Source organism: Aeromonas sp. s8 (assembly GCF_040907785.1).
GTDB lineage: Bacteria > Pseudomonadota > Gammaproteobacteria > Enterobacterales > Aeromonadaceae > Aeromonas > Aeromonas veronii.
Window position 1 is genome coordinate 12,464 of sequence record NZ_JBFOCL010000013.1, and the last position, 12,055, is coordinate 24,518.

At 49.7% G+C, this 12,055-nt stretch carries 7 protein-coding genes; 1 reads left to right on the forward strand and 6 read right to left on the reverse strand.

Features of this window, described 5'->3' with window-relative positions:
• Positions 1-350: 350 nt before the first annotated feature.
• Genes zorD through zorA form a run of 4 tightly spaced genes read right to left on the reverse strand, consistent with a single transcriptional unit; the run spans position 351 to position 8,828 of the window.
• On the reverse strand, positions 351-3,596 hold the full coding sequence (zorD, locus tag AB5Y86_RS03460) for a type I Zorya anti-phage system protein ZorD (RefSeq protein ID WP_197971419.1): 3,246 nt from the start codon (positions 3,594-3,596) through the stop codon (positions 351-353).
• Positions 3,593-5,566 carry a type I Zorya anti-phage system protein ZorC gene (zorC, locus tag AB5Y86_RS03465; protein ID WP_088869618.1) on the reverse strand — a complete coding sequence of 658 codons (1,974 nt, stop codon included), beginning with the start codon at positions 5,564-5,566 and terminating at the stop codon, positions 3,593-3,595. The genes zorD and zorC overlap by 4 nt, the downstream gene beginning before the upstream one ends.
• On the reverse strand, positions 5,566-6,309 hold the full coding sequence (gene zorB1, locus AB5Y86_RS03470) for a type I Zorya anti-phage system protein ZorB1 (protein WP_368192151.1): 744 nt from the start codon (positions 6,307-6,309) through the stop codon (positions 5,566-5,568). Before zorB1 ends, zorC begins: the two co-directional genes overlap by 1 nt.
• Before the next feature lie 11 nt (positions 6,310-6,320).
• On the reverse strand, positions 6,321-8,828 hold the full coding sequence (gene zorA / locus AB5Y86_RS03475) for an anti-phage ZorAB system protein ZorA (RefSeq protein ID WP_088869620.1): 2,508 nt from the start codon (positions 8,826-8,828) through the stop codon (positions 6,321-6,323).
• A 547-nt stretch (positions 8,829-9,375) separates the two neighbouring features.
• On the opposite strand from zorA, the gene AB5Y86_RS03480 reads away from it, so the two are divergent.
• On the forward strand, positions 9,376-9,819 hold the full coding sequence (locus AB5Y86_RS03480) for an antitoxin Xre/MbcA/ParS toxin-binding domain-containing protein (protein WP_080630556.1): 444 nt from the start codon (positions 9,376-9,378) through the stop codon (positions 9,817-9,819).
• 250 nt (positions 9,820-10,069) lie between these two features.
• Here the strand turns inward: AB5Y86_RS03480 and AB5Y86_RS03485 are convergent, their stop codons facing one another.
• Both AB5Y86_RS03485 and AB5Y86_RS03490 read right to left on the reverse strand, forming a co-directional pair.
• Complete coding sequence (locus AB5Y86_RS03485) at positions 10,070-10,369, reverse strand: hypothetical protein (RefSeq protein ID WP_368192152.1); 300 nt, start codon at positions 10,367-10,369, stop codon at positions 10,070-10,072.
• A 60-nt stretch (positions 10,370-10,429) separates the two neighbouring features.
• On the reverse strand, positions 10,430-12,052 hold the full coding sequence (locus tag AB5Y86_RS03490) for a TnsD family Tn7-like transposition protein (protein ID WP_368192153.1): 1,623 nt from the start codon (positions 12,050-12,052) through the stop codon (positions 10,430-10,432).
• Positions 12,053-12,055: the final 3 nt, after the last annotated feature.

Genomic DNA, 12,055 nt, shown 5'->3' on the forward strand with positions numbered 1-12,055 from the left:
TAAACGAAGGGCCACCCGTCTGGGTGGCCCTGTTGTTTATAAGGCTTAACTGTAGCTCCTAAACTGATCATGACCATTTAAGTTGGAAACTAGCTGATCAATCGATTCAGTAACTTAGCGAGCCCACAAGTGACATTTAAGTTGGAAACTCAATAGCAATCCTCCGCCAGCTCAACCAACAAGCAGGACATTGAAGTTGGAAACCAAGTTCTGTTTGCCGTGACAGTGACTATGTAACTAAATTACAAAACAGCTAATTACCTCTTATGAGGATTAGTGAGCAGACGCTTGTCATTTGTGCGCGTTAGCAGAAAGGCTACATGCTAGTGTTGAAAAGTGTGGCAATGACATCATTTGTTAAGCACACCATCAAAATCCGATAGTTGTAAATCCTTTTTCCCCTGCAACATATCACTCGCTAACAATCTCCGCTGATCCAGCAAATCATCGAGCGTTGCCTCAAAGGTCTGAATTTCAGCATCACGTATGGTTGGATAATAGACAAATACATCCTTGGTCTGGCCGATACGGTATGCTCTATCGGTCGCCTGATCTTCTTTGGCCGGATTCCAGCATCGGGTGAAATGGATCACATGGTTTGCTCCCTGCACATTGACACCAAACCCCACCGCCACGGTGGAAAGAATAATTACATTGAAACCGGTCACAGCCTGGAAACGATCAATCAGACGTTGGCGACTATTCAGGCTATCGCTACTTGTACTGGTGTCCCCATTAATGATTGTTGGGGATATATCGAAACGGACCTTAACCGCGTGCTGTACTTCACGCTGAACATCCCGTAGTTCGGTGAAGATGATAACCTTATCCCCGCTGCGACGGATGTTATCCAGTTGTTCTAAAAGCCACCTCATCTTAGGGGAATGTTCGCGTAACCAAAGATCAGGCTCCACACAATAGGGGTGAGCACAGACCAGCTTGAGTTTATGCAACACAGGAAGGATGAAACTCTCTTTACTCCCTGCGGCCTCCTGCACCAATTGTCGCTGTCGATATTCACCAATCTGCTGGTTATAGAGGGAACGCTGCCGACTAACCATGGTCAGATTGCGGCAAGTGCGATCTTCTATCTTGGAAGGCAAATCCTTAGCCACGTCCTGCTTGGTTCGCCGTAAGGTTTGAGGTTCAATCAAGGAGCGTAATCGAGCCAGAGCAGCTAGATCCTTGCACTCTCCCTCTTCAATTGGTTTTTGGTATTCACGACCAAATTGGTTCAAGGCCCCGAGCAAACCAGGCTGGACAAAATCAAACAGGCTCCAAAGATCGATCAGGGTGTTTTCTACTGGAGTCCCAGTACAAGCGATACGAAACCTAGACTTCATGGCTTTTATAGCCCTAGTCACCATAGCTGCCGGATTTTTGATTTTTTGGGCTTCATCACAGATCACCATGGCCCATGACTGACGACCCAAGGAGATCTCTTGGGAACGCATCGTCTCGTATGTTGTTAACACGATACGAGCCTCCTTCAACCAACCGGGACGCAGCAAATTTGTTACACCCTGCTGACGCAATGATTCTGGGATTTCATAGCTACGAAACTTTGCCTCTGATAGAGCGTCACCGTAGAGTCGCATGACGACAATGTCATCGGCATAGAAGAACTTTCGCAATTCTGCTTCCCAGTTATCCAATAACGAAACCGGGGCAACGATAAGAACAGGATCGCCACTAGGTTGACGTTCCAGATAATCAACCACAAAGGTCAGCAATTGGATCGTTTTACCTAAGCCCATGTCATCGGCTAAGAGGCAACCAGATACATGTTCTGGCGACAGTTCGAACAGATGCTGTAACCATGCCACACCGTGCAATTGGTGCTCACGCAGCGAAATTTCTGGCTTAAGTCTCTCCGGTAAGGAAGGGGAAGAAAGATGCGCCTGTTCAATCGCATCTTGTCGCCACTTGGCATAACCCACCTCATCGATGTTTTCTTCCATCAACAAGCCAATGCCATTTTTCCTCATGGATTCTTGAACTGTTGTATCTTCGCTTTGAAGGCGCTTTTGCCATTCCTTTTGTAACTGCTCAGCCAAGCGCAACGGGACTGGTTGCTCAGAACCGGGCAAACAAAGATGTCCAATGTCGTTTGCAAGCGCAGCATCAATCCTCTTTGACAACTCATCTAGCAGAGCTGAATCATCAAAATTGATCTGTGCGATAGCATCTCCCAAGGATTCCTCTATTTCATGCGACTCGCTCGCGCTCGATAGCCAATCCTGCCCCGTGGTTCTAGCCAGAAAGGGCGATGAAACAGGAACGACTTCTCCCAGACCGATGATGCGATCCCCATAGCGAGAAAGCTCAAACAAAGAATCGAACAACTCTCCGGCCACCTCTCTTTGCCAGCGATCTAGCAACTTTTCGATGTCGAACAACTGCTGTTCGTCAAAGTCGCCGAGCTCAAGCTCAAAACCCTGCCAGAAACCTGCACTCATACCAGCAGCCATCTTAAGGCGAAGCTCTTGTACAAAAGGAGCAAATACTCCTGGTGAATTGAAACAAAGGGTTACATCTGGGAGTGGCTTTCGGCTTATTGGGGAAAGGTGCAGCAATACGATGGTGATTTTCCCACTCTCGACCTCGAATTGCGGCTCCAGACGAAAGTGATGAAAATAAATCCCCGCATCGACAAGCGATTGCTCGTGCTGATCTGGATCGAGTACTACGCTGGTCTTTTCTCCCAGCAGGGCATAGGGGTTACGTAACAAAGACAAAGCCGAATCCCCAGCAACTCTTCTGCCTGGGATCGCCTTGATGGCTTCGAGCACATGTTTAATTTCAGGCTCTATCACCACATGAGCAATAGTGCCATCTGACTGCGTTATACGGTATCTATCCTGCACCCGTTGCGTGGCATCAAATGAGGAAAGGAACCCTGCCGGTTGTTCAGGAAAATCAACGCTAACCTCAATGACGGGACAGGAATCGATCTCAGCCTTCCGTGGTCGCAAGGCCAGTCGCTGAGGCTTGACAACCACGGTCTTGGCAAGAAAACCATCCATGTCAGCATTAGCTGCCTTAGCTGCACTGCGAATAACGGCCCATCCCTCATAGTTGGTCGCCTCACCTGGTTGCTCCTTCTGACAACGAACAAGATCACGCAACGCTTCACAGAGCTGCCAGCTAGCCTCGCTCAGCAAACCCTGTCCTTTTGCCGTTGTTACTAACGCCCCTTGGCGTTTTAACTCAACATGTTCTCCTGTTGCGCCGTCACACCAGTGAGTAATCGCAACGGTAAAATGAGCATCAAGCAGGCTACCAGTACATTCCAATTTGGGGCGTACATCAGCAAAGTGAGGCAAAGATAACAACGCCAGACTGCTTTCATGCTCGGGATCCGCTAGTAATCGATACAAGTTACGCCAAGTTAGGAGCCAGCGGTCGCTAAGCTCTGCGGCGTAATCCTCCTCAGCAAGCTGTTCCAAATAGGCAACCAAGGCCCATCGCGCAGGTTCGTCCTGTATACTTTCGGCAAACACGAGCCCTCTTTGATCCGCCTGCCAACATGGGCTGAGATCAACCGGGTCATGCTTATTTTTCCCAAATTTGCTAAACCAACGTCCAAGCATCATTTTTTCCAAAACATAAACGGGCTACCATTTTTGACCACAAATCCATTGCGTCTAAGAAGCAAAATGTCATCTGTATTGCGCTGCTTGATCTCTATATGGAAAGCTCCCCCCTTAGCGCGATGATCCGTATAGTGCCGCAGGTTTCCGCCTAACTGTTCTAGCAGTAGAGAGAAATCATCTTTTATCGACACTGCCGCTTGGGGAGTACTAGTGCTTTCATTGTCCTGAATAACTGTACTGAACATGAGAGGTTTGTTTTTGTCCGCGATGAAGTTACAGCTTTTTAATAACCATTCATGCCGTTCATGCCGTTCCCTGAGCTCTATATGGAAAGTCCCATACTTGTTGCTGTTATCCACATAGCGCAGCAAGTTATCGCCTAACTGCTCAAGCAACAGGGTAAAATCCCTTTTCCCTTTACTGTCTGAATACACTGAGTTACTGGCTGCCGTCTGCCGTTCAGGTACATTGTAAGATTGGCGCTTAGGTTCTGCTTTGGCTGAGGATGCTTGATTGGATTGGACTGCTGGCTTGACAGATTGACTCCATGACTGATGGGCACCCTGTGGTGTAGGAATAATACCCAGCCGTCGCAATTCATAGTCATAAGTGGTCTGCCACCCCTCCATCGCATCAGGTCTAGATGGCCTAGGAGCATGACGCCAACGAGTACTTCCTCGTTTCAAAACACCATTAAGCTCTAATGTATGTGCATCTGGATTGAACCCACAGGAATCAGCATGATAGACATAACAGGCATTTCCTGTACGTGAAAACTCAACAAAAAGGTATCTGCCAATCTGCATAATTACAGCATTATCGGCTGACGTTCCTCCGGATAAATGCCCTAGGCGCCCCTTATTCTGATCACGAAAACGGGCAAACTCTACATCCCTGTTTAATTGTGCATCACGTCCCATCACAATTCGGGTGTAGCTCATTTGATCAGCAAAACGCAGCCAATAGAAGAGGCGAGCCTGATCAACCTCACCTTCGCCTTTAAGTAAACTAAAGAAATGTTGTAAATCCTGTTTGGCAAGCCAAGCACCCACCATGTCGCACACTGGTTTGCCTACATGGTGGCGCCAACGATTCTGCTCTGACTTCAACTGGGGATTTCCCCAGATCTCCAGACCAGCTTGCATCAAATGGGGTTGTGGCTGAGCATGACAGTGACAATCACGATACCGAGTAAGACAAGCGGCTAAGATCTCGTCAGCATGTCGTCTATTGTTTACCCCCATCAGCGTCAGCAACTCCGGTAACCGGGCTAAAAATCTCGTCTCATCAAGTTCGGTAATTTTCTTCTGCACGACCGCGATAACTTGATGCCAGAGCCAACTTTCTGCCGGGATCTGGGCAAGAGTCTGAAGCTGAGTAAGGTCTGTTACAGTCCCCTCAAATATCTGCTGCCCTAACTGCAAGCCAGCCTCACTCTGAAAAAGATCTTGGTGCTCATCAACTATCCGCATCCAAGCTTTCAGCTTCGCCGGATTCCGTAAAACTCGGTAACCATCCCGGATATAGGTGCGCAACTGTTGCCAGTTTTGACTCTTTTCTGGATCGATTGCCTGATAGCCAAAATAGCTAAAACAAAGTGCCAACCAATCTCGACGAGCTAACCCACTGTTATCGATGTGAGCACGAACATGCCTACCCACTCGTGGAAAGACTCTTTCATCATCTAGTAGTTGTTTACCTGCCTCAACAGAGTCAACAAGTCCTGCATATACCAGCCGCCACTGTCGTCGAGTGAGTGGTTCATTGCGCAGGAAAGCCGCCAAAGCGGCATGACGCTTCTCCTTCGGTGGTTCTGGTGCAGCATCCGCTTGGTCAAAGCTTGCCTCAACCTCAGCACTAGCTTGCTTCAAAGCAGCAAAAGAATGTAGAGGTCGCTCCAGATAGTGTTCCTTGACCCGTTCTACACTGGACTCCAAGGTCGCGGTAAAACGGGAAATTGCATCCACCATCAACGCATCTCCAATTGACAGCGTTCAGCAGTCATCAAACCAGAAAAATGAGGTGCGCTCTCCACTGCCTGCTGCTTGTCTTCCTTGAGTCCATAAAATTGCATGCGCAACTCTACTCGACGACTTGCCTCTTTGCTGTCCTTTGCATTGTTAAAAGAAACGCCTCCAGCTAAAAACAAGCTGCGGATCTGCTGTTGGTGCTCGGCTGATAGGGACTGCTGCAACTGGCTCCGCCCATCAAGCAGAGAACACATTACCCACTCGGAACGCTGTAGGGACAGATGGAGGTTATAGAGGTAAGAACCATCCGTATCAGTAAAACCTTCGACCACCACTTGCTTCATCCAACGTTGCCCTTCCGGGCTATTGGCAACATCCAAGATCAATGGCACCACATCCTGCAATGCCTGCTGACCCTGTGGGTCGAGAAAATATTGGTTGTGGCCAAAGCGACCAGCCTCCCCAAAGCTAATTCGGTTGTCGCGACAGTCTACCTTGATGATATTGCTCTTCTTTCGCGCCTGAATCTCCAGGCTTTGACAGATACGGGTAATATCCTGTCCTCTTTGCTTTTCCCCAGCCTCTACTTCCCGAATTCGCTGGGTCACAGATGCAAGTGAGGCAACCATAACCACTAGGAACAACACCATCATGGCGGTCATCAGATCGGCATAAGATATCCAAAATGGCTTTTCCGCCTCATCATAGCGACGTGAGGTTGAGGCCCCTTTCATCCCGAACATAAGTTAGCCCCTTAGCGTCGTACCTTGACCGACTCAAACAACTCGGAAAGATCCTCAATCCCTTCCTTCATTTCATCAATACCACCAGCAAGGCCTTTCACTGCCTTATCCAACTCGCTATCCAAACTCCCCATGGTCTTAACCAGATTTCGATTCAGCCCATCAGCAAACTCGTTGAACCCCTTTGCCATCGCGTTGCCGATCTGGTCGAGGTATTCTGTAGCCTCACGGTTCAGATCACGCATTCGCTCACCGTGTTGTTTAAGATCGCTAATAAGTTGCACTCGCTGGCTCTGTTCGCTCTGCGCTCCAGCGACAACAGACTCGATAGTACCCAGAATTTTGACGGCAGACTCTCGATGAGCGCGGTATTCTGCGATGATAGTTGTGAGCTCACGAGAAGCGCCTGCCAGGTCTCCACCAACTTGCTGTACCGACTCCATCACTTTGGCAGTAGTTTCACCAACCTGAGCCACACTATTGCCTGCCGTGTCGAACCGATCCGCAGCGAGGCGCATTTTGTCCGCCCCTTGTGCCATCTGCTGCAAGTGCTCCCTTGTTTGCTGACCAAGAACTTCAATAACTTGCTGCGCTTCTTCGCGCTGCTGCTCTACCAGCGCCATCAAACCTCGAATCTGTTGTTGCAGACCATCAACAATGTTCTCAGTCATAGTACGAACGTTAGTTAATGCTTGGCTATGCGCTGTATCCATGCCCTCTCGATTGGTCGCAAACGTCTCGAACATTTGCTCAAGCTTGGAGCCCAAATGAGTTAGTGAGCTCGACATGCTCGCCATAACCTCTTCTTGCCCCTGACCTACTCGGTGCTGAATCTGAGCAATAAAATGATCCAGATTCTCAACCATTGCTTGTTGCTGGCTATCGCTAGCCCGCTGTGCCACTTCTCTCTGCTGCTCGACCAATTGCAGCGTCTCTTTAAGCTGCTTATCCAACCCACCAATAACAGTCTCCGTTGTGTTCCTGATATCGGCCTGTGCCTGACGATGAGCAGCATCCATTCCCTCTTGGTTAGAGGAAAAGGTCTGGAACATCTGGTTGAGTTGGGAGCTCAAGAGAGTCAAGTTGGTGGACATGTTGCTCATGATCTCTTCCTGTCCCTGACCAACACTTTGCTGGACCTGCTCTATAAAGCTGGTCAGACTTTCGGCCATCTGTTGCTGACGAACCTCACTCTCAGCAAACAATTTCTCAAGTTGGTGAGCTATACGCTCACTGGCATCTTCGCCCGAACTTCCCATTCGTTCTACCGTAGTCTGCATCTGTGACAGCATTTCATTCATGCCCGTCTGCATACTTGCTTGGCCAGCCTGCATATCAGCAAGAAGTTGCGCGATCATGGAGGAACTTTGCTGAGAAGAGGATTCTCCAGCTCGTCGCATATCGTCAACCAATGCCATAAAGCCTTGCTGCATGGACTGCATTGCTGTTACGGACTGACCGAGCATCTCATGCAAACCGCTGAACTGTTGGCCGAAAGATGCATCTAGTTTGCTCATGAAAGCACTCAGTACATCAGTCAATAGATGCTGTACCTGGCCCGACTGATCGCCACTTGCTTGCTTCACAGATCCAGCAATTTTTTCCAACGGGTCTTTAAGACTATCTTCGATAGAACGCCCAATTTGGTTAGCTAAAGACGCACCGACTTCTTGATAAGAGGTTGAGAGAGTGTTGGCTAATTTGAAGTTTTCCTGTACCTGGGTATCAACCAGGTTTTGCAACATGGTGCGTAGGTCATTCACCAAGCTGTCTTTCAGTTGCCGGGCATTCACTGCACTTTCATTGCTGGCCTTAACCAGGTCGGCTAAATATTCCTCACCCACCCCCCCCTTGAAGAGTTCATCAATGGACTCGGTCAGCTTTTCCAGCAATACAAGGCAACGTCCCCATCGAGCCTTCTCAAACCCAGTAACTAAAATAGAGGCCAAAATTGCAAATGAAGACCCAACAAAAGCGTAAAGTACATCACTGAGCAGGCGAGAAACACTTTCGGTCACTTTCGCGGGATCTGATACATCAAAATGCGACAATCCCAACATCAGTCCTAAAAAGGTGCCGACAATACCGATACCAGTAAGTACGCCTGGTAGATGCTTGAAAACCTCAGTGCGAAGCGGCATTTCCACCATACTTGGCACTGAGAAGAAGGTCGCTGACAGGGTTGTCGCGCGAACAGCTATCAAGCGACTCTCTCCCTCGGCCAGTTCACTCTGCTTATGCAAAGTGTCTTCATATTCTTTCCACGCATGCTTCATAGCTATAAATTTTGGCGATGCAAACATTGCTGTTGCCTGCTCCAACTTCTCAAAAGCAGGCAGGTCACGCAGTGGTTCTAATCCTTTGCTTGCCTGCTTCAGATTGTTCGCCACAAACAGAGATGGCCAAAGATAGAACAAGCCAAAAAGCACTAACAGCAGCCCGACCAGGCAGACCACGAAAGTAGGGGCAGAAGTCGGCTCAAGAAGCTTGAGCCAATCGAACAACAAGGTGAAATTCATGCATCACTCCCGATTTTGAAGTGATGCAGTATACCAATTCCAATGAACACTTTTTTAATCGAAATCATGCAATTGGGTCCAGTGAAGAAGGCTCGATAGCTATCCCCCGAAAAAACTTATTCAAAGTGACCCCATTATGTTTAATTACCGGCCTCGTTTCGCAAATCGACCACACTTTTCATGCAATTTAGGCCTGAAGCCAAACCTTTGATTCTCACGAGAGGCCATGGCAGCTCTGGAGGATTGAATATTTGTAGAGCCGCGAATAGGTTGATTAATAGTAGCCAGGCAGGGAACAGAGTGAGCGAACGATAATTGTCATATGGAGACCATCAACCAATCGGTGCGCGCTTGTGTTGAGCGATGACGAATCTAATTGGAATGAATGCACTTAACGCATTGATTACATTGAATTAAATTATAATGTCAATTTTTTAGCCAACGACTTGCGAAATGCCCCAAACTAGATGATGACCCAATGAACTCCTGAGTGATGATTCGCATTGGGCTGCCATCAACCCCCCCCATACGGAGGCGCAGACTCATAATGACTCATGTAGAGCAATCTCCCCCAACCAGCAATCTATCTGTTCTGGAGTCGCTCGGTCTACCACGTAACTGGCTAGCCGCCCATCAGCACATAGTGTCTGGTGTATCTCCTGAGATCGTCGTCAAACTGAGCAAGCTATTGGGGTCTAATACCCGAACAATTTGCCAGATGATTGGCATTAGCCGAGACACACTGAATCGCCAAATCAAACGGGGCAATCGCTTATCGACAGCTCAGGGAGATCGCGTTTACTGGGCAGCCTTAGCAGTGGACGCAGCCATATCCCTACACCGGGGAGATACTGCTAAAACGATGAGATGGCTCACCCGCTCTGCGTGGGGATTAGGTGGTGAAAAACCGGCCGATGTGATTACTACGCCTATGGGAGCGCAGGCAGTTATCGATCTTGTCGGCCGGATTAGGCATGGCATCCCCTGTTGATTAACAGTTCATACGTGACCATAAAGCACCAACAATAGGCTCATTTGGTGAGCCGATCACCCCGACCAATCGGCTCATTTGATGAGCCGATCACCTCGACCAATCGGCTCAATTGATGAGCCGATCACCTCGACCAATCGACTCACTTGATGAGCCGATCACCTCGACCAATCGGCTCATTTGATGAGCCGATCCCCTCGACCAATCGACTCATTTGATGAGCCGATCAACACAACCATTCAAATCGTGGTTAGATAAGCTCTCGATTGCCTTCAATTTTCCCAAATTGATCAGGGTCTGCGGGTTGATAATCATCCGAAAACATATTCATCAACCGATGCTCCTGTCTCAGGTTGGCCAGCACCCCAAAAAAGCAGCCTTCACATAGGTGTACCTGATATCGTTCACCATCGTGCTGCGAACCATAACCCCAGCAAGCTTCCAGCGTGCCGAATTCCTGCGTACCGAGCGATTTAGTAGTACTAGCACCACAGACATCGCACAAAATATCGACGACCTGTGTGGTAGGAACGATGGCTTCGACCTTCATGGCAATACTCCTCGTTGTGATGCCTGATATCAGAACCTGTATAGGTATCGACGGCGAGCATCAGGGCATAGGATGTTGAGCGGCATACGCCGCAACCAGCCGCACAGCCAATGCGTAACTGAGCGGTAGACGTGTTTTGTATTTCCTCAGGCAGTCTGGCCTATCGACTGCCCGTTCCAATGCAGATAGAGAGCTTGCCTGCTCGGCCAGCAGCCCCAGTTGCTCAGCCAGTTTCCTATCCCGTTCTTCCCAATCCACACTGGGATGGTGAACTGCTCGCTTGGCGGCAGGTAACTGTTGATACAACCAGGCACGATCATGTTTATAGAGCCAAGTAAATGCGGTTCGACACACCTGTTCGACACAGCCTCGACTGACATCGGCATGCTGTGCCAAATATGCAGCCACCGTTACACGGTGCTCACGTAGACGGTTAACCCTTCTCAAATGCCGTCGCCAGTCAGACAGCCCCTGGTGGCTCTGAATAATGGCTTCGACCGCCCCGACAGAAACGCCATGACTGTACGCGATCTGCTGCCGTGCTCCCCCCATGAACGCCTGACGCCATATTCCCCGCTCAACTTCAGCTGTAATGCGCTTGGCACGGTGATCAACCGGTTGATTGTGTCTCAGGGCGAGTTGTTTGATATAGCCGACACTGTATCCAGTCTGGCGGGCGATCTGCCGCATGGGGGTCTGTTCCGCCAGCAGCCTTAACACCGCTTGCTCGGCGGCTTGCCTGTCACTCGGAGAAGAGGCAGGCACCGGCATCACCTGTGGCTCCTCGATGGAAAAGAATTCTGCTGGGCTGCGGCTCACAAACGCCATCAATACCGCGTGTTTTAGGTAGTGGTGGTTACGATTTCCGTGAACCAGAGCCGAGATGTACTGATAACTGGCCAGGCCCACTGGCACCATGGGGGCAGAGCCGGTAAATAGGCTCTGCCAGAACGCACTCAGAGCCTTCAACAGGGCCTGGCTGCGGAGATGACCTTGGGCTGTCAAATAGCCCTGCTGTCCCAGCCATCGCCGATAATACTCAGCTGGTGATGCCACTGGCGACTGGACGCACAGATACCGATGCAGCTCGGTGATAAATGAAGAAAGGTAGATTTCTTGCTCGGACGGCAACGATTGCTCATAGCGCATGGCGGGATCGGGCAAGAGCAGTCGCCGATCGATACCTCCCGCGCTGGCCGCCAGGGTTTGCAAACGCAGCGTATGCCTGATACAGGCGGTCACTCCATACAGTTGATGCTCTGTATGCCAATATCCGGCCCCAAACGTCTGTTCATCCTCCAGCAGGCAACTAGGACACCATTTCAGGCAAACTACACCAAAGGCGAGTTTGCTGGCGGCTTGTCCTGACAGGGCCATTATTCCCCTCCCCTCACCCAGCATGGCGGCAGCCAGGGCGTGGACTTGGTGCTTATTGTTCAGCGTCAGGGAGAACAATGGGAAACCCGTGCCATGGTGCAGCAGATATTGCGGATCTACGCCCGCAGCCTGAGCTGCTGCCTCAATATGCCCAGGTAATAAGGGGTGCAGACGAATGGCAGGATGGTGGAATAACCGGTTACAAAAATGGTTTCTATCACTGTATGCGGAATGAACAAAATACTGAGTGACCCAACTGTAGACCGACTCACCAGGTATGTACGCCGGGAGCACCGAACCCAACACGGG

Bases quoted from the DNA above. Each gene is read 5' to 3' on its own strand.
- zorD (WP_197971419.1), bottom strand. From the start codon at position 3,596: ATGATGCTTGGACGTTGGTTTAGCAAATTTGGGAAAAATAAGCATGAC.
- zorC (WP_088869618.1), bottom strand. From the start codon at position 5,566: ATGGTGGATGCAATTTCCCGTTTTACCGCGACCTTGGAGTCCAGTGTA.
- zorB1 (WP_368192151.1), bottom strand. From the start codon at position 6,309: ATGTTCGGGATGAAAGGGGCCTCAACCTCACGTCGCTATGATGAGGCG.
- zorA (WP_088869620.1), bottom strand. From the start codon at position 8,828: ATGAATTTCACCTTGTTGTTCGATTGGCTCAAGCTTCTTGAGCCGACT.
- AB5Y86_RS03480 (WP_080630556.1), top strand. From the start codon at position 9,376: ATGACTCATGTAGAGCAATCTCCCCCAACCAGCAATCTATCTGTTCTG.
- AB5Y86_RS03485 (WP_368192152.1), bottom strand. From the start codon at position 10,369: ATGAAGGTCGAAGCCATCGTTCCTACCACACAGGTCGTCGATATTTTG.